The sequence below is a fragment of the Pseudomonas sivasensis genome (genome assembly GCF_052938085.1).
In genome coordinates this window covers 3,903,591-3,924,176 of sequence record NZ_CP176442.1, presented here as the reverse complement: position 1 = coordinate 3,924,176, position 20,586 = coordinate 3,903,591, and the positions used below count along the sequence as shown (strand labels likewise).

The 20,586-nt window shown below is 62.1% G+C and carries 18 protein-coding genes; 10 read left to right on the top strand and 8 right to left on the bottom strand.

Going from position 1 to position 20,586, the window contains the following annotated elements; genetic code table 11:
- The first annotated feature begins 1 nt into the window (after nt 1).
- Genes araD1 through araH form a run of 6 tightly spaced genes read left to right on the top strand, consistent with a single transcriptional unit; the run spans nt 2 to nt 6,964 of the window.
- The gene (araD1, locus tag ACKZ62_RS17935; protein ID WP_032885422.1) at nt 2–991 is read left to right on the top strand and encodes an AraD1 family protein; all 990 of its coding nucleotides are present in this window, start codon (nt 2–4) and stop codon (nt 989–991) included.
- Nucleotides 992–1,001: 10 nt separating this feature from the next.
- A complete protein-coding gene (locus tag ACKZ62_RS17930; RefSeq protein ID WP_442117942.1) occupies nt 1,002–2,582 on the top strand; it encodes an aldehyde dehydrogenase (NADP(+)) in 1,581 nt (526 codons plus the stop codon).
- Between the two features lie 16 nt (nt 2,583–2,598).
- A complete protein-coding gene (locus tag ACKZ62_RS17925) occupies nt 2,599–3,462 on the top strand; it encodes an SMP-30/gluconolactonase/LRE family protein (protein ID WP_122753803.1) in 864 nt (287 codons plus the stop codon).
- A 38-nt stretch (nt 3,463–3,500) separates the two neighbouring features.
- Nucleotides 3,501–4,487 carry a substrate-binding domain-containing protein gene (locus ACKZ62_RS17920; protein ID WP_095186531.1) on the top strand — a complete coding sequence of 329 codons (987 nt, stop codon included), beginning with the start codon at nt 3,501–3,503 and terminating at the stop codon, nt 4,485–4,487.
- On the top strand, nt 4,484–5,986 hold the full coding sequence (gene araG, locus ACKZ62_RS17915) for an L-arabinose ABC transporter ATP-binding protein AraG (protein ID WP_122681216.1): 1,503 nt from the start codon (nt 4,484–4,486) through the stop codon (nt 5,984–5,986). The genes ACKZ62_RS17920 and araG overlap by 4 nt, the downstream gene beginning before the upstream one ends.
- Before the next feature lie 9 nt (nt 5,987–5,995).
- The gene (gene araH, locus ACKZ62_RS17910) at nt 5,996–6,964 is read left to right on the top strand and encodes an L-arabinose ABC transporter permease AraH (protein ID WP_122681215.1); all 969 of its coding nucleotides are present in this window, start codon (nt 5,996–5,998) and stop codon (nt 6,962–6,964) included.
- Between the two features lie 116 nt (nt 6,965–7,080).
- Here the strand turns inward: araH and ACKZ62_RS17905 are convergent, their stop codons facing one another.
- The gene (locus tag ACKZ62_RS17905; RefSeq protein WP_447095611.1) at nt 7,081–8,229 is read right to left on the bottom strand and encodes an aldose epimerase family protein; all 1,149 of its coding nucleotides are present in this window, start codon (nt 8,227–8,229) and stop codon (nt 7,081–7,083) included.
- Between the two features lie 137 nt (nt 8,230–8,366).
- Between ACKZ62_RS17905 and ACKZ62_RS17900 the strand changes: the two genes are divergently transcribed.
- Nucleotides 8,367–9,134 (top strand): SDR family NAD(P)-dependent oxidoreductase, encoded by a 768-nt coding sequence (locus ACKZ62_RS17900; protein ID WP_032888373.1) that lies wholly within the window; start codon nt 8,367–8,369, stop codon nt 9,132–9,134.
- Nucleotides 9,135–9,271: 137 nt separating this feature from the next.
- On the opposite strand, the gene ACKZ62_RS17895 is transcribed toward ACKZ62_RS17900, so the two are convergent.
- The 3 genes from ACKZ62_RS17895 to ACKZ62_RS17885 are packed head-to-tail and all read right to left on the bottom strand — an operon-like array spanning nt 9,272 to nt 11,378.
- Complete coding sequence (locus tag ACKZ62_RS17895; protein WP_447095610.1) at nt 9,272–9,868, bottom strand: glutathione S-transferase; 597 nt, start codon at nt 9,866–9,868, stop codon at nt 9,272–9,274.
- A 38-nt stretch (nt 9,869–9,906) separates the two neighbouring features.
- Nucleotides 9,907–10,419 (bottom strand): G/U mismatch-specific DNA glycosylase, encoded by a 513-nt coding sequence (gene mug / locus ACKZ62_RS17890; protein ID WP_095186023.1) that lies wholly within the window; start codon nt 10,417–10,419, stop codon nt 9,907–9,909.
- Nucleotides 10,416–11,378: an AraC family transcriptional regulator gene (locus ACKZ62_RS17885; RefSeq protein WP_099601899.1), complete on the bottom strand. Its 963-nt coding sequence runs from the start codon at nt 11,376–11,378 to the stop codon at nt 10,416–10,418. Before ACKZ62_RS17885 ends, mug begins: the two co-directional genes overlap by 4 nt.
- Before the next feature lie 100 nt (nt 11,379–11,478).
- Between ACKZ62_RS17885 and ACKZ62_RS17880 the strand changes: the two genes are divergently transcribed.
- Together ACKZ62_RS17880 and yghU are read left to right on the top strand one after the other, a co-directional pair.
- On the top strand, nt 11,479–12,714 hold the full coding sequence (locus tag ACKZ62_RS17880; protein WP_095186022.1) for an MFS transporter: 1,236 nt from the start codon (nt 11,479–11,481) through the stop codon (nt 12,712–12,714).
- 44 nt (nt 12,715–12,758) lie between these two features.
- Nucleotides 12,759–13,592 carry a glutathione-dependent disulfide-bond oxidoreductase gene (yghU, locus tag ACKZ62_RS17875; protein WP_032888385.1) on the top strand — a complete coding sequence of 278 codons (834 nt, stop codon included), beginning with the start codon at nt 12,759–12,761 and terminating at the stop codon, nt 13,590–13,592.
- 124 nt (nt 13,593–13,716) lie between these two features.
- Here the strand turns inward: yghU and ACKZ62_RS17870 are convergent, their stop codons facing one another.
- Genes ACKZ62_RS17870 through ACKZ62_RS17860 form a run of 3 tightly spaced genes read right to left on the bottom strand, consistent with a single transcriptional unit; the run spans nt 13,717 to nt 16,443 of the window.
- Nucleotides 13,717–14,643 carry a sugar ABC transporter substrate-binding protein gene (locus tag ACKZ62_RS17870; protein ID WP_032888387.1) on the bottom strand — a complete coding sequence of 309 codons (927 nt, stop codon included), beginning with the start codon at nt 14,641–14,643 and terminating at the stop codon, nt 13,717–13,719.
- Between the two features lie 19 nt (nt 14,644–14,662).
- Nucleotides 14,663–15,442 (bottom strand): TIM barrel protein, encoded by a 780-nt coding sequence (locus ACKZ62_RS17865; protein WP_447095609.1) that lies wholly within the window; start codon nt 15,440–15,442, stop codon nt 14,663–14,665.
- Nucleotides 15,439–16,443 carry a Gfo/Idh/MocA family oxidoreductase gene (locus ACKZ62_RS17860; protein ID WP_447095608.1) on the bottom strand — a complete coding sequence of 335 codons (1,005 nt, stop codon included), beginning with the start codon at nt 16,441–16,443 and terminating at the stop codon, nt 15,439–15,441. The genes ACKZ62_RS17865 and ACKZ62_RS17860 overlap by 4 nt, the downstream gene beginning before the upstream one ends.
- A gap of 185 nt (nt 16,444–16,628) precedes the next feature.
- Between ACKZ62_RS17860 and ACKZ62_RS17855 the strand changes: the two genes are divergently transcribed.
- Nucleotides 16,629–18,590 carry a sigma-54 interaction domain-containing protein gene (locus tag ACKZ62_RS17855; protein ID WP_447095607.1) on the top strand — a complete coding sequence of 654 codons (1,962 nt, stop codon included), beginning with the start codon at nt 16,629–16,631 and terminating at the stop codon, nt 18,588–18,590.
- 809 nt (nt 18,591–19,399) lie between these two features.
- On the opposite strand, the gene ACKZ62_RS17850 is transcribed toward ACKZ62_RS17855, so the two are convergent.
- The gene (locus ACKZ62_RS17850) at nt 19,400–20,449 is read right to left on the bottom strand and encodes a LacI family DNA-binding transcriptional regulator (protein WP_447095606.1); all 1,050 of its coding nucleotides are present in this window, start codon (nt 20,447–20,449) and stop codon (nt 19,400–19,402) included.
- Nucleotides 20,450–20,586: the final 137 nt, after the last annotated feature.

The window sequence follows — 20,586 nt, the reverse complement described above, 5'->3', positions numbered from 1 at the left end:
CATGCGTTTAGTGCAGTTCGAACTCAATAATGGCGAGCGCCGCGTTGGCGTAGTGGAAGGCAAGCAACTGCGTGAAGTGCGCAGCGCCCATAGCGTGCGTGAGCTAGCCTTGGCCGCCATCGAAGCGGGCGTCAAGTTGCAGCAGCAGGTGGACAGCCTCGGCCTGGGCGACAGCCACGACTACGCCGCCTTGCTGGCCGAACAAAAAATCCTGCCGCCTCTGGATCACCCGGACCCGGCCCACATGCTGATCAGCGGCACCGGCCTGACCCACTTGGGCAGCGCCTCGGCGCGGGACAAAATGCACCAGGGCGGTGACGACAGCGCCCTGACCGACACCATGCGCATCTTCAAGTGGGGCGTGGAGGGCGGCAAGCCCGCCGCCGGTGAGGCCGGCGTGCAGCCGGAGTGGTTCTACAAGGGCGACGGCAGCATTGTGGTGCGCCCAGGCCAAGCCTTCCCGGTGCCACCGTTTGCCGAAGATGCCGGTGAAGAACCGGAGATCGGCGGCCTCTACGTGATCGGCCACGACGGTAAACCCTACCGCCTGGGTTTCGCGGTGGGCAACGAGTTTTCTGACCATGTAATGGAGCGCAAGAACTACCTGTACCTGGCCCATTCCAAACTGCGCAGTTGCAGCTACGGCCCGGAACTGCGTGTCGGCGAATTGCCCCAGCACCTGGCTGGCACCAGCCGCATCCTGCGTAACGGCGAGGAAATCTGGCGGAACGAATTCCTCAGTGGCGAGGCCAATATGTGCCACAGCCTGGAAAACCTCGAATACCACCACTTCAAATACAGCCAATTCCTCAAGCCGGGCGATGTGCACATTCATTTCTTCGGCACCGCCACCTTGTCATTCGCCGACGGTATACGTACCCAACCGGGGGATGTGTTCGAGATCAGCCAAGCTGAGTTCGGCGCGCCGTTGATCAACAGTGTCGGCAGCGTCGATGCAGCGTTCGAACCCGGCAATGTCATCACCCTTTAAGGAGACCCACATGACCCAGTTTCTCGGCCACAACTTTATCGGCGGCCAGCGCAGCGCCAACGGCAGTGTGAAGCTGCAAAGCGTCGACGCCACCACCGGCGAAGCCTTGCCCCAGGATTTCTACCAGGCCACGCCGCAGGAAGTCGACGCCGCCGCCCAGGCCGCCGCGCAGGCTTATCCGGCGTACCGGGCCTTGAGCGCCGCACGTCGCGCGCAGTTCCTGGATGCGATCGCCGATGAGTTGGATGCGCTGAGCGATAACTTCGTTGAGTTGGTCTGCCGCGAAACCGCATTGCCTGCCGCCCGTATCAAGGGCGAGCGCGGGCGTACCAGCGGGCAGATGCGCCTGTTTGCCACGGTGTTGCGTCGCGGTGATTTCTACGGTGCCCGCATCGACAAAGCCCTGCCGGATCGCCAACCACTGCCGCGTCCTGACCTGCGTCAATACCGCATCGGCCTCGGCCCGGTGGCGGTGTTCGGTGCGAGCAATTTCCCCCTGGCATTCTCCACGGCAGGCGGCGACACCGCCGCCGCGCTGGCAGCCGGTTGCCCGGTGGTGTTCAAAGCCCACAGCGGCCACATGGCGACGGCTGAACAGGTAGCCAATGCAATCATCCGCGCGGCCGAGGCCACCGAGATGCCAGCTGGCGTGTTCAACATGATCTTCGGCGGTGGCGTCGGTGAGGCGCTGGTCAAGCACCCGGCGATCCAGGCGGTAGGCTTTACCGGCTCGCTCAAGGGCGGTCGTGCCCTCTGCGATATGGCCGCGGCGCGCCCGCAACCGATCCCGGTGTTTGCCGAAATGTCGAGCATCAACCCGGTGATTGTCTTGCCCCAGGCCTTGCAGGCGCGGGCCGAGACCGTCGCCCGTGACCTCACCGCGTCGGTCGTACAAGGCTGCGGCCAGTTCTGCACCAACCCCGGCCTGGTGATCGGTATTGCATCGCCGGAATTCACCGCGTTCACCCAACAGGTGGCGCAATTGATCGGCGAACAACCGGCGCAAACCATGCTCAACGCCGGTACCTTGAGCAGCTATGGCAAGGGCCTGGAAAAACTCCTGTCACACCCTGGCATTCAGCATTTGGCCGGCAGCACCCAGGCCGGTAATCAGGCGCAACCGCAGTTGTTCAAGGCCGATGTGCGCCTGTTGCTCGATGGTGATGAAGTGCTGCAAGAAGAAGTCTTCGGCCCCACCACGGTGTTTATCGAAGTGGCTGATCAAGCCCAACTCAGTGCGGCGTTGCACGGCCTGCACGGTCAACTGACGGCCACGATCATTGGCGAGCCGGCGGATTTTCAACAGTTCGCCGAGCTCACGCCGCTGCTGGAACAGAAGGTTGGGCGCATCCTGCTCAACGGCTACCCGACCGGCGTGGAAGTCTGCGACTCGATGGTGCATGGCGGCCCGTACCCGGCCACGTCCGATGCCCGTGGCACGTCGGTCGGCACCTTGGCCATCGACCGTTTCCTGCGCCCGGTGTGCTTCCAGAACTACCCTGATAGCCTGCTGCCCGACGCGTTGAAAAACGCTAACCCGTTGCGTATCCAGCGCTTGGTCGATGGCACGCCATCGCGCGATTCGCTGTAAGGAATCCGGAGGTTTCATGTCGTGTAAGGCCGTCACTGCACACCGTGCGCAATTGGGCGAAGGCCCATTCTGGGACGCGCCCACCCAGGCGCTGTATTGGGTCAATATCGCCGGCAAACAGGCCTTGCGCCTGATGGGCGGGCAATTGCAGATCTGGCAGTTGCCCGAGCATGTCTCGGCCTTTATCCCGTGTGAAAGCGGCGATGCGTTGGTGACCTTGAGCAGCGGTGTCTACCGCCTGGACCTGGTCACCGAAGCCTTGACCCTGCTGTGCGTGGCCGACCCGCAACCGGGCAACCGTGGCAATGAAGCGCGCTGCGATGCCCAAGGCCGGCTGTGGCTGGGCACCATGCAGAACAACATCGGTGAGCAGGGCGAAGACCTGCCGATTACGCGGCGTTCAGGTGGCTTGTTTCGCATTGATGTCGATGGGCAGGTCGCGCCTCTGCTGAGCGGCCTGGGCATTCCCAACACGTTGCTGTGGAGTGAGGACGGCAGCCAGGTGCATTTTGGCGACAGCATGGATGGCACGCTCTATCGGCATGTCATCCAGCCCGACGGTCAGCTCGAACCGGCACAGGTGTGGTTCGGTCCACACGCACGCGGCGGGCCGGATGGCTCGGCGATGGATGCCGAAGGCTACATCTGGAATGCCCGTTGGGACGGCAGTTGCCTGCTGCGCCTGACGCCTGATGGCGAGGTGGATCGCATCATCGAACTGCCCGTCAGCCGTCCCACCAGTTGTGTATTCGGTGGGCCCAACCTCACCACGCTGTACATCACCAGTGCCGCCAGCCCGTTGGATCACCCTCTGGATGGTGCGGTGCTGGCTATCGAAGTCGATGTCCCTGGCAAACCGTGCCATCGCTTTGCCGGTTAAACCCCAAGACTCAAAAACAACAACAAGAGGTGTCGTTCATGAAAAAAGCCCTACGCGTCCTTGCCGCCGCCGTTGCTTTAAGCAGCCTCAGCAGCCTCGCATCCGCCGAAGAAGTGAAGATCGGCTTCCTGGTTAAACAAGCCGAAGAACCCTGGTTCCAGACTGAATGGGCCTTCGCCGAAAAAGCCGGCAAGGAACACGGTTTCACCGTGATCAAAATCGCCGTGCCCGATGGTGAGAAAACCCTCTCCGCCATCGACAGCCTGGCCGCCAACGGTGCCAAGGGCTTTGTGATCTGCCCGCCGGACGTGTCCCTTGGCCCAGCCATCGTGGCCAAGGCCAAGCTCAATGGCTTGAAAGTCATGGCCGTGGATGACCGCTTCGTCGATGCCAAAGGCAACTTCATGGAGGACGTGCCGTACCTGGGCATGGCCGCTTTTGAAGTCGGTCAGAAACAAGGCGCCGCCATGGCTGCCGAAGCGAAAAAACGTGGCTGGGACTGGAAGGACACCTACGCGGTGATCAACACCTTCAACGAACTCGACACCGGTAAAAAACGCACCGACGGCTCGATCAAATCCCTTGAAGAAGCCGGCATTCCGAAAGACCACATCCTCACCGCCGCACTGAAAACCCTCGACGTCCCTGGCAGCATGGACGCCACCAACTCCGCGCTGGTCAAGCTGCCCAGTGGTGCGAAAAACCTGATCATCGGCGGCATGAACGACAACACCGTGCTTGGCGGCGTGCGCGCTACCGAAAGCGCAGGCTTCAAGGCGGCCAACGTGATTGGCATCGGCATCAATGGCACCGACGCCATCGGCGAACTGAAAAAAGCCGACAGCGGCTTCTTCGGCTCCATGCTGCCAAGCCCGCATATCGAGGGCTACAACACGGCGCTGATGATGTACGAGTGGGTCACCAAAGGTACCGAGCCACCGAAGTACACCGCGATGGATGAAGTCACCCTGATCACCCGCGCCAACTTCCAGGAAGAACTGACCAAGATCGGGCTGTGGAAATGAGTGCGGCGGCCCTGCGGTTTGAGGGTATCGGCAAAACCTTTCCCGGGGTCAAGGCGCTGGACGGCATCAGCTTCAGCGCCCAGCCCGGGCAGGTGCATGCCTTGATGGGCGAGAACGGCGCGGGCAAGTCGACGCTGCTGAAAATCCTCGGCGGCGCCTACATTCCCAGCAGCGGCACGGTGCAGATCGGCGAGCAGACCATGGCGTTCAAATGCGCTGCGGACAGCATCGCCAGCGGCGTCGCGGTGATCCACCAGGAGCTGCACCTGGTGCCGGAAATGACCGTGGCCGAGAACCTTTTCCTTGGGCACCTGCCGTCGCGCTTCGGCGTGGTCAACCGGAGCCTGCTGCGCAAGCAGGCCCTGGCGTGCCTCAAGGGTCTGGCCGATGAAATCGATCCTGAAGAAAAGCTCGGGCGCTTGTCCCTGGGCCAGCGCCAACTGGTGGAAATCGCCAAGGCGCTGTCCCGTGGCGCCCATGTGATCGCGTTCGACGAACCGACCAGCAGCCTGTCGGCGCGGGAGATCGACCGTTTGATGGCGATCATCACGCGCCTGCGGGATGAGGGCAAAGTGGTGCTGTACGTGTCGCACCGCATGGAAGAGGTGTTCCGGATTTGCAATGCCGTGACGGTGTTCAAAGACGGGCGTTACGTGCGCACCTTTGATGATATGAGTGCGCTCAGCCACGACCAGTTGGTGACCTGCATGGTCGGTCGCGACATTCAGGATATTTACGACTACCGCCCGCGAGAGCATGGCGAGGTCGCACTCAAGGTCGACGGGTTGCTGGGGCCTGGCCTGCGTGAGCCGATCAGTTTCGACGTGCGCAAGGGCGAGATTCTTGGCTTGTTCGGACTGGTCGGGGCAGGGCGCACGGAGCTGTTTCGTTTGCTCAGCGGGTTGGAACGCAGCAGCGCTGGCAGCCTTGAACTCTGTGGAGAGGCGCTGCAACTGCGTTCCCCGCGCGACGCCATCGCCGCCGGTGTGTTGCTGTGTCCCGAGGACCGCAAAAAGGAAGGCATCATTCCGCTTTCCAGCGTCGCCGAGAACATCAATATCAGCGCCCGTGGTGCCCATTCCTCGTTCGGCTGGTTGCTGCGCGAGCCCTGGGAGAAAGGCAACGCCGACCAGCAAATCAAGGCGATGAAAGTCAAAACCCCGGATGCGCAACAGAAAATCATGTACCTGTCCGGCGGCAATCAGCAGAAGGCCATTTTGGGGCGCTGGCTGTCGATGCCGATGAAGGTCTTGCTGTTGGATGAACCGACGCGGGGCATCGACATCGGCGCCAAGTCGGAGATCTACCAGATCATCCATAACCTGGCGGCCAGCGGCATTGCGGTGATCGTAGTGTCCAGCGACTTGATGGAAGTCATGGGTATTTCCGACCGCATCCTGGTGCTGTGCGAAGGCGCCCTGCGCGGTGAACAAACCCGTGAAAACGCCACCGAATCCAACCTGCTGCAGCTGGCCCTGCCGCGCCGCGTGACGAACTGAGAGACGACCATGAACACTCAAAACAACGCGTTGCCCACCGCACGCAAACCCTTCGACCTGCGCGCACTGCTCGACAACTGGGCGATGCTGTTGGCGGCGGTGAGCATCTTTGTGCTGTGCGCCTTGCTGATCGACAACTTCCTCTCACCGCTGAACATGCGCGGCCTGGGCCTGGCGATTTCCACCGTGGGCATCGCTGCGTGCACCATGCTGTTCTGCCTGGCGTCGGGGCACTTCGACTTGTCGGTGGGCTCGGTGATCGCCTGTGCCGGCGTGGTGGCGGCGATTGTGATGCGCGACACCGAGAGCGTCATGCTCGGCATCGGCGCCGCGCTGCTGATGGGCCTGATCGTCGGGCTGATCAACGGCATCGTCATCGCCAAGCTGCGGGTCAATGCGTTGATCACCACCTTGGCCACGATGCAGATCGTGCGAGGCCTGGCCTACATCTTTGCCGACGGCAAGGCAGTTGGCGTGTCCCAGGAGCAGTTCTTTGTGTTCGGCAACGGCCAGTTGTTCGGCGTGCCGGTGCCGATTTTGATCACCATCGTGTGCTTTGTGTTTTTCGGCTGGCTGCTGAACTACACCACCTACGGGCGCAACACCATGGCCATCGGCGGCAACCCGGAAGCGGCGTTGCTGGCAGGGGTGAACGTTGACCGCACCAAGATCCTGATCTTCGCCGTGCACGGTTTGATCGGCGCGTTGGCCGGGGTGATCCTTGCGTCGCGCATGACCTCAGGCCAGCCGATGATCGGGCAGGGTTTTGAGCTGACGGTGATCTCGGCCTGTGTACTGGGCGGGGTGTCGTTGAGTGGTGGGATTGGCATGATCCGCCATGTGATCGCGGGGGTATTGATCCTGGCGATCATCGAGAACGCAATGAACCTGAAGAACATCGACACGTTTTATCAATACGTAATCCGCGGTTCGATCCTGCTACTGGCGGTGGTCATCGACCGCATGAAACAACGCTGATCCCTCGCCACGTGAAGCTCAAACTGTGGGAGGGGGCTTGCTCCCGATTGCGGAGTGTCAGTCTGCACATTTGTCTCTGACACACCGCCATCGGGAGCAAGCCCCCTCCCACAGTTTTAATCGGCGGAGAATTTGAAGACGGTGTTCTGGGTGTAGGTCTGTCCTGGGTTCAGGCGAGTTGAGGCGAAGTTTGGTTGGTTAGGTGCATCCGGAAAGTGCTGGGTCTCCAAGGTAAACCCACTCCAGTGCAGGTAAGTCTTGCCGCCTTTACCCTTCACCGAACCATCAAGGAAGTTGCTGGTATAGAACTGCACGCCCGGTTCGCTGGTGTAGAGCTGCAAACGCCGGCCTGACTCTGGGTCATGCACCTCGGCGGCGAGTTGCTTCACGTCCCCCTTGGTGTCCAGCGCCCAGTTGAAGTCAAACCCACCTTGCTTTGGCTCGGCAAATTTGAGCTGCGGATGATCCTCCTTGATGTGCTGGCCGATCGGCGTCGGTTTCAGGAAGTCCATCGGCGTGCCCTTGACGGGCGCCAGTTCGCCGGTAGGAATCAGGGTGGCATTCACTGGCGTGTAATGACTGGCGTGCAAGGTCGCGACTTGCTTGAGAATGTCGCCATTGCCTGCACCGGCCAGGTTGAAGTAACTGTGGTTGGTGAGGTTGAGCACCGTAGGTTTATCGGTGGTGGCGGTGTAGTCGATGTGCAGTTCGTTCTTGTCGTTGAGGCGGTATGTGACCTCGGTTTTCAGATTACCGGGGAAACCCATCTCGCCGTCCTTGGACAGGTAGCTCAGCTTCACGCCGACTGAGTCTTTGTCCTTGACCGTCTCGGCCTTCCACACCTGCTTGTCGAAGCCCTGCGCGCCGCCATGCAGCGAGTTGGGGCCATCGTTGAGCGGCACCTGGAAGCGCTTGCCGTCGAGTTCAAAGGCGCCACCGGCGAGGCGGTTGCCAAAGCGGCCGATGGTCGCGCCAAAGAATGCCGTACCGCTCTGATAGCCTTGCATGTCGTCAAAGCCCAGCACCACATCGTCGACCTTGCCGTGTTTGTCCGGCACTTTCAGCGACTGCAAGACGCCGCCGTAGGTAATCACCGTGGCTTGCATGCCGTGGCTGTTGCGCAAAATGTATTGTTCGACGGCGGTGCCGTCGTTGGTTTTACCGAAAGGTTTTTGCTCGCTGCTCAGGCCGGCCGCCTGGGCGCCGCCGCTGGCGATCATCATGGACAGCGCCAGGCCAGACAGCAGGTATCGAGGGTGCTTCATGGTCGAACTTCCTTTTGTTGTTTTGAGTGGAATAGTTCTACTAATAGCGATATTTTGTTGGTGTGACAGCGAATTTATAGCCTTTAACGCCAATTTCGTAAAATAAAATAAGACTAATTGATCGAGGCAACCGTTATATGAGTACTGCGCAGGCTGTTTATCCGGACCTTGAAGGCAAAACCGTGCTGGTGTCTGGTGGTGCTTCGGGCATCGGTGAGTTCATGGTGCGGGCCTTTGCCGCGCAAGGCGCCAAGGTCGGCTTTGTGGACCGCGCGCAAAGCCAGGGCGATCGGCTGGCCGCGTTGTTGAGCTCGAAGGGGCATACGGTGGAATTCGTGTGCTGCGACATCACCGATGAAATCGCCTACAAGGCCGCCATTGAGCGTTTCGAGCATTCGTTGGGGCCGATCACCGTATTGGTGAACAACGCCGCCAACGACGTGCGTCACACCCTGGAGGAAGTCGACTCGGACACCTTCGACAAGCTGATCTCAGTCAACCTCAAGCACGCCTTCTTTGCGGCCAAGGCCGTGGTGCCGATGATGAAAGCTGCCGGCGGCGGCGCGATCATCAACCTCGGCTCGGTCGGCTGGATGATGGCTTCCGCCGGCTACCCGGTGTACGCCGCCAGCAAGGCCGCTGCCCACGGCATGACCCGGGGGTTGGCGCGGGAGTTGGGGCCTCACCATATCCGCGTCAACACGTTGGTGCCGGGGTGGGTCATGACCGAGAAGCAACTGGCGATGTGGGTGGACGATGCGGCCAAGGAACTGATCGCCCGCAGCCAGTGCCTGCCCGGCAGCGTCCTGCCGGAACACATCGCCAATATGGCGTTGTTTCTCGCCTCGGATGCCTCGGCGATGTGTTCGGCGCAGAACTTTATTGTGGATGGCGGTTGGGTCTGAGCCGAACACCCTCTCTCAGACAACACAGACCAATGTGGGAGGGGGCTTGCCCCCGATAGCGGTGGTTCAGGCAGTACTTCTATGACTGACCCACCCTTATCGGGGGCAAGCCCCCTCCCACATTTGAACTGCGGTGCTTAGGCGATGGGGTAACGCTTGAACGCAGCATGCTGCTCCAGTCGTTCGGTATGCCGGGCCAGGTTGGGGAATGCATCCGCCTTGACCACCGACGCCACTGTGAACTGGCTGAACGACCACGCCACCGCCGCCGTAATCGACGCCTGGGTCAGTGCTTCGCTGTCGCCCAGCTGCTTGTCCAGCAACGCATAAGACGCGAGCAATTGGCCGGTCACGCGCTCAAGCCACGGCGCATGCAGCTTCTCGGCCGGGCGCAAGTTGTGTTCATAGACGATCTGCACGCTTTTCTCACAGGCTGCCAGCGCCAGTCCCAGAACGTGCAAGTCTTTGGCAAGTGCCGCAGGTTGCAGGGGCAGCAGCTTTTTGTCCGCCGGGGCCAAGGCTTCGAGGTAATCCAGGATCAGGCTGGAATCCATCAATACCGTGCCATTGTCCAGCACCAGGGTAGGGGCCTTGACCACCGGATTGATCTGCGCAAATTCGTTGAAGGTGCTGAACACGGACAAGGGTTCATGCACAAAACTCACCCCGTACAGATCCAGGGAAATTGCCACGCGGCGTACGTAAGGCGAGTCCAGCATGCCGACCAGTTTCATGAAGCCTCCATTGCTATCAGGGTGATGAGCTCAAGAGATTAAGGGCACTCGGTCGCCCGGCGCAATTGTTGATACGCCTGCACCAACTGCTCCAGGCTGAACGCCAAGTTGCGTCCGCTGGGGTTGGGCAGCACCCACACTGACGCACCGCCCAACACCGTTGGCTGCAAGCCCCAGGCGATCTCGCGCTGGCCGCTCAATGCGCTGTAGCCGGGCTTGCCCAGGAACGCTACGAAGCGCGGCGCGCAGTGGCGGATCTTCTGTTCGAAGCCCGTCGCGGCCTGGGTGAACTCATGCCGTGCCAGTTCGTCCGCGCTGGCCGTGGGGCGTTCCACCAACGTGGTCAGGCCGCAGTGGTAGTGCAACAGCGTGCGGCCATGTTCGGGGCGGATTTCGTGGGGGGTGAACCCGGCCAGATGCAAGGTGCGCCAGAAGCGGTTGCTGCGGTTGGCGAAGTGCAGGCCGAGGGCGGCGGAACCCTTGCCTGGGTTGATGCCGCAGAACACCACGTTCAGGTGGTCGGCGAGGATGTCTTCCAGCCCGGCGTTCATGCCGGGCTCCTGAAGCCTTGGCGACTGGCGCCCGGCGGTTGCCCGGTGATGCGTTTGTAGGCGCGACTGAAGGCCGCCTGGGAGGTATAGCCGAGGCGGTACGCCACTTCTTCGATGGGCAGCCGCTCCAGGGTCAGCCACTGGCTGGCGAGGCGCATGCGCAGCTCGGTCACGTAACGCAGCGGTGGTACCCCGAGGGTCGCCTGGAAACGATCCGCGAACACCGAGCGTGAGGTATGACAGTGCGCCGCCAGTTCGGCCACGCTCCAGTCGCGCCCCGGTTGCTGGTGCAGGGCGAGCAGGGCGCCGGCCAGGCGGGTGTCGCGCAACGCGGCCGCGAGGCCCGAAGCATTGGCGCAGGCGCACTCGACCCAGCCCCGCACGATCATCGCCGCCACCACATCGGCCAGGCGCGCAAGGATGCCGGCATAACCGACGCGGGCGCTGGAGACTTCGCGTTCCATCACCGCCAGGATCGGCATCAAGCCGGGGTAACGCTGGCCGCCGGCGTCGATCAGCATCAAGGCCGGCATCAGGTTGCCGAGGCCCTGGATGCTGTCGAGCTCGAACTCCATGCAGGCGCTGAACAGCAGGGTGCTGGAGGGAGCAAAGGGCGAGGCATTCACCGCGCACACGGTATCGCCCAGCGGTGCAGCGTCGAAGCTGGCGATGTCCTGCACGGGGTCATCCGGTTTGGACAGCAGCGCATGGGCGCCACCGTGGGCGATAAACACCGCATTGCCGGCCGACAACTCAAAGAGGCTGCCGTCGTGCAGGCGCAGGGTCGCGCAGCCGGCGGCCAGAAAATGGAAATACGCATGGCCTGGCTTGGCCGCAAAGCTGATGCCGAACACCGGCCCGGCCTGGATGCGCCGGTACTGCACGCCGCGCAGGCGCATGCTGCGCAGCAGCTCATTGATCAGCTCGGAGGACAGGGTGAATGCGTTGTCGACTGGCATATTCGGGGTTTCGGTCAAGAACTCAAGGGTTTGAATCATAGATCATCCTGATGGGCGAACCTAGACTGGCCATCACGTAAATGCCTGAGGATGTCTTGTGATGAATGATTGTGTGTCCCATGCCCCTGTCGATGGCAGGGCAGAACCGACCACGCCGGCCTGGATGGCGGTGTTTTCCCTGGCGATGGGCGTGTTCGGCCTGCTCACGGCGGAGTACCTGCCGGCCAGCCTGCTGACGCCGATGGCTTTGGACTTGGGCGTGTCGGAAGCGTTGGCCGGGCAAGCGGTCACGGTCACGGCGGTGGTGGCGTTGTTCGCCGGTTTGCTGGTGCCTGGCTTGACGCGCGGCATTGACCGGCGCCTGGTGCTGTTGGGGTTCTCCACGCTGATGATTGCGTCCAACCTGCTGGTGGCGTTCTCGTCCAGCCTCCTGGTGCTGTTGTTGATGCGCATCCTGCTGGGCATTGCCCTCGGCGGTTTCTGGAGCATGGCGGCGGCCGTTGCGATGCGCCTGGTACCGGCGGCGTTGCTGCCACGTGCCTTGTCGATCATCTTCAGCGGCATTGCGGTGGGTACCGTGGTCGCGGTGCCATTGGGCAGCTACCTGGGGGACCTGTATGGCTGGCGCAGTGCATTTGTGGCTGCGGCCGCCGTCGGCGTGGTGACCCTGGCCTTCCAGCTGTTCACGCTGCCGCGCCTGGCACCCAGCGGCACCGCGCGCCTGCGCACCGTGCTTGATGTACTACTGCGCCCCGGCATTGCCATCGGCATGTTCGGCTGCGTGCTGGTGCACACCGGGCACTTCGCGCTGTTTACCTACATTCGCCCGTTTCTGGAAAGCGCCACCGGGGTCGGCACCCAAGGGCTGGCGTTGATGCTGCTGGGGTTTGGCGCGGCGAATTTTGTCGGTACGCTGCTGGCCGGGTGGTTGCTGGTGCGCAACCCGCGGGGAACCCTGGTGTTGATGCCGGTCCTGGTGGGCGTCGCTGCGTTGGCCCTGGTGTTGCTGCCCGCGTCACTGCCGGGTCAGGCATTGCTCCTGGCGCTGTGGGGCATGGCCTTTGGCGGGGTGCCGGTGGCGTGGTCGAACTGGGTGGCACGTGCGGTGCCGGATCAGGCCGAAAGTGCCGGTGGCATGGTGGTCGCTTCGGTGCAATCGGCCATCGCGGCGGGTGCGGCGGGCGGGGGCGCGATGTTCAGTGCCACCGGCATCGACGGAGTGTTTCTGGGCGCGGGCTGCTTGATGCTGCTGGCGGCCTTGTTGATCGCGCTGCGAGTGCAGGTGCCCCGGCACGCTGCGGCGGGGAGTGTGACGCACCACCCGTCTTTGGTTTAGTCTCAAGCGCTTCGCTGATCGCAAACGCTTCTGGAGCCGTAAGCATGACCGAATATGTACCCCCGAAAGTCTGGACCTGGGAAACCGAAAGCGGCGGCACCTTCGCCAGCATCAACCGGCCCATCGCCGGTGCGACCCACGACAAAGAACTGCCCATCGGCAAGCACCCGTTGCAGCTGTACTCCCTGGCCACGCCCAACGGGCAGAAGGTCACTATCCTGCTCGAAGAGTTGCTGGCTCTGGGGCACAGCGGTGCGGAATACGACGCCTGGCTGATCAAGATCGGCGACGGCGATCAGTTTGGCAGCGGCTTTGTCGGCGTGAACCCGAACTCCAAGATCCCCGCCTTGATGGACCACAGCGGCCCCACGCCGATTCGTGTGTTCGAGTCCGGCGCGATCCTGCACTACCTGGCCGAGAAGTTCGGCGCGTTCTTCCCCACCGAGCCTGCGGCCCGTGCGGAGTGTTTGTCATGGTTGTTCTGGCAGATGGGCAGCGCGCCCTACCTGGGCGGTGGCTTCGGGCATTTCTACGCGTATGCGCCGAGCAAGATGGAATACCCGATCAACCGCTTCGCCATGGAGGCCAAGCGTCAGCTGGACGTGCTGGATAAGCGCCTGGCGGTGAGTGAGTACATTGCCGGTGATGAATACACCATTGCCGACATTGCGATCTGGCCGTGGTACGGCGGGTTGGTCAAAGGCCGCTTGTATGGAGCTGCGGAATTTTTGTCGGTGCATGAGTACAAGCATGTGCAGCGCTGGGCCGATGCGATTGATGCACGGCCGGCGGTGCAGCGTGGCCGGCGGGTGAATCGGGTGTCTGGCGAACCCCAGGAACAGTTGGCCGAGCGGCATGACGCGAGCGACCTGGACTGATTGAGATCCAAGTGTGGGAGGGGGCTTGCCCCCGATAGCGGTGGATCAGTCACGGATGTATCAACTGACCTAATGCTATCGGGGGCAAGCCCCCTCCCACACTTGGATGTCCTTATCTTCGATTTTATTTGTAGCGCTGTTCGAACACCGCCACCTGTTCAGGTTTGATGAGTTCGAACGGCACCCACACCTCCGACTCAATCGGCTCACCCTTGATCATCTTGATTGCCGACTCCACGGCCTTGCTCGCCTGGGCCTTGGGGTCCTGGAACACCGACGCCGCCAGCATCCCCCGCTTGACCGCCGCCAGCCCGTCCGGCAAACCGTCGATACCGACAATCGCCACTTCGCCCTTGGCCTTGCCCGATTGCTGCAACGCCATGGCCGCGCCAATCGCCATTTCATCGTTGTTGGCCACGATGGCATCGAACTGCGTGCCCGCCAGCAGCCAGTTGCTGGTTAGGTCCATGCTTTTGCTGCGTTGCCATTCGGCGCTTTGCTGCTCCACCACCTTCATGCCCGGAAACTCCTTGAGCACCTGCTTGGCGCCTTCAGTACGGTCGTGGGTGGCGTTCTGCGCAAGGTCGCCCATGATGATCGCCACGGTGCCCTTGCCGCCGAGTTTTTCCGCCAGGTAGCGCATCTGCAATTGCCCGGCCTCAATGTCGTTGGAGGCCACTGTTACCACGCCCTTGGGCAGCGTGCGTTCATCCGGGTGGCGGTTGACGTACACCAGAGGTGTCTTGGCCGCCACTGCCGCGCGCGTCATGTTGGCGGTGGCGGAGGTGTCCACCGGCAGTACGATGACCGCGTCGACTTTCTGATTGAGAAAACCTTCGACCTGATTGAGCTGGCGCACCACGTCGCCCTGGGCGTCTTCGAACTGGATCTGTACGCCGTGCTGTTTGGCGGCACTGTCCAAGCCGTTGCGCACGTAGGTCATGAAGTTATCGTCGACCCTGGCAATGCTCACGCCAATACGGTAATCGGCGAAGGACCATGGGCTGACCAACAGCAACAGCGTGGCAACGATCAATGAATAACGATGCATGAGAGGGGTCCTTTTATTGTTATAGGGTGAACGCTTGACGGAAGCGTTCCAGGGCTAACTCGCTGTCGCCGCTGGCCCAGCCTTCCAGGCCGACGACGCCACTGTAGCCTATGTCGTGCAAGGCCCTGGCGATGGCCGGGTAGTGGATTTCTCCCGTGCCAGGCTCTTTACGTCCGGGCACGTCGGCTACCTGGATTTCACCGATGGCGCTGCCTGCACGCTGAATCAGTTCGATCAGGTTTCCTTCGCCGATTTGTGCGTGGTAGAGGTCCAGGTTCATCTTGACGTGCGGGCTGCTCACGGCTTCGATCAGCGCCAGCGTGTCCTCGGCCCGGGCGAACGGAACGCCAGGGTGGTCGACTTCGGTGTTGAGGTTTTCCAGCAGGAACACGCGGCCAGCGTCTTCACCCAGGCGTGCAATTTTCTCCAGGGTCTTGCAGGCGCTCAGCCACATGCGGCCGGTGGTCTGGCTCGCGGGCTGCACTGGCAGGCCGCCTTCGCCCAGGCCGGTACCGTGCAGGTTCAGACTGGGACAATTCAGGCGTTCGGCGATGCCCAAGGATTCCCGGGCGCTGTCGAGCAATTGGCGGATGCCATCGGGGTCGGTGAGGGTACCGCTGATGTAGCCAGTCATCGAGGTGAAATCGGCACCGGTGGCCACCAGGGCGTTGATGTCCTTGTTGGTCCAGTCCCAGATTTCGGCGCTGAAGCCCAGTGCATGAATGCGTTTGACGCGCTCGACGAAGGGCAGGTCGAGGAACACCATCTCAGCGCTGATCGCCAGCTTGAACGGGATCATACGGCCACCGCCTTGCCTTGCTCGTACGACGTGATGCACGCACGAGCAATCGCCAGGGCCGCGCGCGCATCTTCGCCGCTGGCCAGGGGTTTGGCGCCAGTGCGCAGGCAGTCTACGAAGTGGTTGAGTTCGGCAATGTAAGCATCGCGCAGCAGGTCGGTGTCCAGGCGCTGGGTGTCGGCTTGAATGCCTTGGGCCAGGTAGCGCACCAGGTCGGATTCCTGCACGCCGCCCATGGTCAGCATGCCGGCGCTGCCGAAGACTTCGCCGCGCACATCGTAGCCATACACGGCCTGGAAGTTGGCTTCGGCGGTGGCAATCGCACCGTTATTGAAGCGGATCGTGACCACTGCGGTGTCGAGAAAGCCTCTGCTTTTGAATTCCGGTGCGATCAGGGCGTCAGCCATCACCTGTACTGCTACCGCCTCGGCACCGGGGTTGAGGTAGCGCAGTGTGTCGAAGTCGTGGATCAGGGTTTCGAGGAAGATTACCCATTGTGGCGAGTTGGCTGGGTTGTTCAGCGCCGGGTCACGAGTCAGCGAGCGTAGCAGTTGTGGGGTGCCGATACGGCCGGCCAGCACGTCGAGGTGCGCGGTGCGAAAGCTCTTGGCGAAGCGGCGGTTGAAGCCGACCTGCAAGGGCACGCGGGCATCGGCGGCGGCAGCGATGGCGCGGTCGGCCTCATCCAGGGTGATGGCCATGGGTTTTTCGCAGAAGATCCCTTTGCCGGCACGGGCGGCGCTGATTACCAGGTCGGCGTGGCTGCGGGCAGGGGCGGCGATCAGCACGCCGTCGATGTTCGGGTCGTCAAGCAGCTGTTGCGGGTCGGTGTAGACCTTGTCCACACCCAGCTCCGCTGCCAGGCGTGCGGCTTGGCCTGGGGTTGGGTCGGCAATGGCGGCGAGGCTGGCACCGGGGATATGTCGCGCGGCAGTCAGGCCGTGAAAGCTGCCCATGCGACCAGCGCCGATCAAGCCCAGGCGAATGTTCTGTGTACTCATGTGGTGACCCCTTCTTGTTGTTGGCCTCAGGACAGTCCTGATGGGCAAAGGGGTAGGAGCAAAGGCTGTGCCAATTTATAAGGTGTTGATAGTTAAGGGATTAAACGGACTTATTAAACAAAAAGTGTTCATTTTGATGACATGTCTATACTGGCATGTCAAAAACATGAACATGGATAAACGTGATGAGCATGGCGTTCAGCGTACAAGACCTCGACTACCTGACAGCGCTCGGGCCTGCTGCGCTGAATGACGGCCCGGTCGATGCATTGGAGCGGGCGTGGCGGGGTTGCCAGGAGCATTGGGTCGAACGCCCGGCCGACGTCCGCCAGATGATCTGGGATTCCTGGCGCCGCAGCGTCGAGGCAGGTATCGATCCTGCCGACAGCCAGTACCGTTTCGTCGACCCTCACATCCTGGCCGCCACCCTGGCCAGCCACCGCGTGTTGATCGCGGCGGCTGCCCAGGTCATGCATGGCCTGCTGGCCTACAACCCGCGCGGGCATATCAACCTCACCGATGCCGAAGGCACCACCCTGTATTTCTGCGGACTGGACATCACGCCCGTGGGCAGTCGCCTGTCGGAGTCGGTACAGGGCACCAACTGCACCGGCCTCGCCCTTGCCGAAGACCGCCTCGTGTACGTGCTGGCCGAAGAAAACTTCGCTGTCGGCCTGCGCCAGCGCCGCATGCACTGCGCCGCCGCGCCGATCAAGAATGCCCAGGGCCAGACCTTGGCGATGCTCACGCTGACCGCCGAACCCGGATGGTTTCATTTCCATACCCTGGGCACCGTGCAAGCCGCCGCTGAAGCGGTGTCACGGCAGATGGCCCTGCACGCATTGCTGCAAGAACAACAGGCCGTACTCGAAGTCCTTAACGAGGGCCTGGTGGTGCTGGACGAGCGCGGCTGCATCAAGGCGCTCAACCGCTACGCCCGGCAGTTGTTCCAGGTGGGACCGGAGTTGGTGGGCAGCCCCTTCCAGCGTCTGGGCCGCAGTGAATTAAGCGACGCGTTGGGTGAGCCGGTGCGCGACCTTGATTGCACCTTCCACCTGCACGACCGCAGCCAACTGGCGTGCCTGGTCTCGGTGTGTCCGCTTGAACAGGGCGGGGTGATCGTGTCGCTGCGCGAGAACCGGCGCATCCGCGAAATTACTCGGCGTCTTGTCGGCAGCCAGGCGCGCTACACGTTCGACACCATTCAGGGCACGTCGCGGGCCATCCAGGACGCGCTGCACTTGGCGCGCATCGCCAGTCGCAGTGATGCCACCACGCTGATCCTGGGGGAAAGCGGCACCGGCAAGGAGTTGTTCGCCCAGGCGATTCACAACGCCAGCGAACGCTGCAATGGCCCGTTTGTGGCGGTCAACTGCGGCGCGATTCCACGGGATCTGGTGCAGAGTGAACTGTTCGGCCATGTCGAAGGCGCGTTCACCGGCTCGGCCCGTGGCGGCTCGGCGGGCAAGTTTGAATTGGCGGATGGCGGCACTATTTTCCTGGATGAGATCGGCGACATGTCCTTCGACGCCCAGGTCAGCTTGCTGCGGGTGTTGCAGGAAGGTGAAATTGCACGGGTCGGGGCAAAAAGCGCACGGCCAGTGGATGTGCGCATCATCGCCGCCACCCACCGCAACCTCAGCCAGGCGGTGGCCGAGGGCGCATTCCGCGAAGACCTCTACTACCGCCTCAATGTGCTGAACCTGACCGTGCCGCCGCTGCGCATGCGCCGTGAAGACATCCCGTTACTGGCGCGGCACTTCCTCACGCGCTGTGCGCGCTCGTTGCGTAAATCGGTGCAGGGTTTTTCGCCGGATGCGTTGGCGCTGCTCTCATCCCACGGCTGGCCAGGCAATGTGCGGGAGTTGGAAAACGCCATCGAACGGGCGACCAACCTGGCCATGAGCGAGTGGATCCAGCCGGCCGATCTGCCCTTGGAAACCAGGCCTCGCCCGTTGGCCCGAACCTATGAACCGCAACCCGCCCAGGACCTGAGCAGCCACGAAATGCACGCCATCGTCACCGCACTCAAAAGCACCGGCGGCAACATCCGCCTGGCCGCGAAACAGTTGAACGTATCGCGGGGTGGGCTATACAACAAAATGAGCCGATTCGGGCTGAGCGCCGGGGATTTCCGAGGCATATGAGGACTAAGTGTGGGCGGGGGGCGACGATTGCACTTGCGCTACACAACGCTTAACCGCTGACACCTAACTCTGTGGTGAGCGGGCTTGCCCCACTAAGGTCACCGCAGAGTGCCAGGAACAATCGAGGTGAAGGTTTTGGGGCCGCTTCGCAGCCCAGCGCGGGGCAAGCCCGCTCACCACAGAGGCAAGCTCACCACAGAGGCAAGCTCACCACAGAGGCAAGCTCAGCACAGAGGCAAGTTCAGCACAGAGGCAAGCTCAGCGCAGAGGCAAGCTCACCACGGGGGCAAGCTCACCACAGAGGCAAGCTCACCACAGAGGCAAGCTCAGCGCAGAGGCAAGCTCACCACGGGGGCAAGCTCACCACAGAGGCAAGCTCACCACGGGGGCAAGCTCACCACAGAGGCAAGTTCAGCACAGAGGCAAGTTCACCACGGGGGCAAGTTCACCACAGAGGCAAGTTCACCACAGAAGCAAGTTCACCACAGAAGCAAGCTCAAGCCGGGCCGAGGCGTTGAAGCTGCAGGGGTTGATTCGCCAGGTTTGGAACGATTGCCAAACCCGGGTCTGAAGGCTGCATTACGAGAGTGGGCACATTCCTTTGTGGTGAGCGGGCTTGCCCCGCGCTGGGCTGCGCAGCAGCCCCAAAACCTGCACCGGGATTTACTTGAAGAAATGCGGTGTTCTCAATGGGGGCCGCTTCGCAGCCCAGCGCGGGGCAAGCCCGCTCTCCACAACAGCGCGTTTGCCATAGACTCCGCATCCACTGGAAGGTGTGTAGAGACCTAGGCCTGTTCCGGGCAATCGCTTCAGTCACACATATTTTCGGAAGTCACAATCTGCGGCGCTATATGCACCCGATGCCGCACCGGATCAAACCCCTCGGCACTCTGCAATTGCACCAACAACTCCACCAGTGCCACCGCCGTCTGCCGTGGCTGCGAGTCCATCACCACATCAACCAACCCCTGGCGCAGCGCCTGGCGAGACAGCTCCGTGGACTCCTGCAAAATGCAGCACAACGCCGGGCGCTTGGGCAACTGCGCCAGTGCGCTGATGATACCGTCGCCGCCGCCGCCCACCACGCACAGGCCGCGCAGGTCGCTGTGGCGGGTGAGCAGATCGAGGGTGGCTTCTTCGGTGATGTCGCAGTTGTCCAGGTTGATCAGTGGTTCAAGTGGCTTGAGCCCAGGTGCGTGTTCGGCCAGGTAGCTGTGCAGGCCCTCGACCCGTGCCTGATGCCCCAGAAACCGGTGGCCGCCCAATAAAATCCCGACGCTGCCTTTGCGTGCGCCACAGGTGCGGGCGAGCAACCAGCCCATGGTGCGTCCGACCACGTGGTTGTCCTGGCCGACATAAGGTTCCAAGGCGTGCTCGTGGATATCCGAGAGCAGGGCGACCACCGGCACGCCAGCTTCGCGGATCTGCGCCAGGCAAGCATTGATCAGCGGGTGGGCAAAGCTGACCACCGCCAGGGCATCACACTGCACGGCGAGTTGTTCGATCTGCGTGACGATGGCGCTGGGTGTGCGGTCGTTGATGTAGTCGAATTGGCAGGTCAGGTTGGCGGTGCCGTGATGCTCGGCGGCGTCGGCAATCGCCTGCGCCAAGTTGGCATAGAACGCCTGGGCTGTACCCAGCAACAGGATGCCGAAGCGATAGGTGGGCCGGCGTTCGCGGATGCGTTGGCCGATCAGCCGCGCAGCAAAGTAGCCCACGGCTTCGGCGGCCTGGAACACCTGTTCGGCGGTCTGCGGATTAACCGGCGCGCGTGCGTTCAATACCCGGTCGACCGTGGCCACACTCAGGCCCGCCTGGGCGGCGACGGTGGCGATGGTTGGGCGTTTATTGTTGTTCATGACAGCCCCCTTGAGCGTCTTGATAGAAAACTATCAAGCCCCGCTGGGCCTGGATGATATCTTGATAGGGAATGGATTCAAGGCCTTGAGGGTGATTTAGCTGCGCTCTATCGTTGGTTTCGCAAAGCACCTGAAAC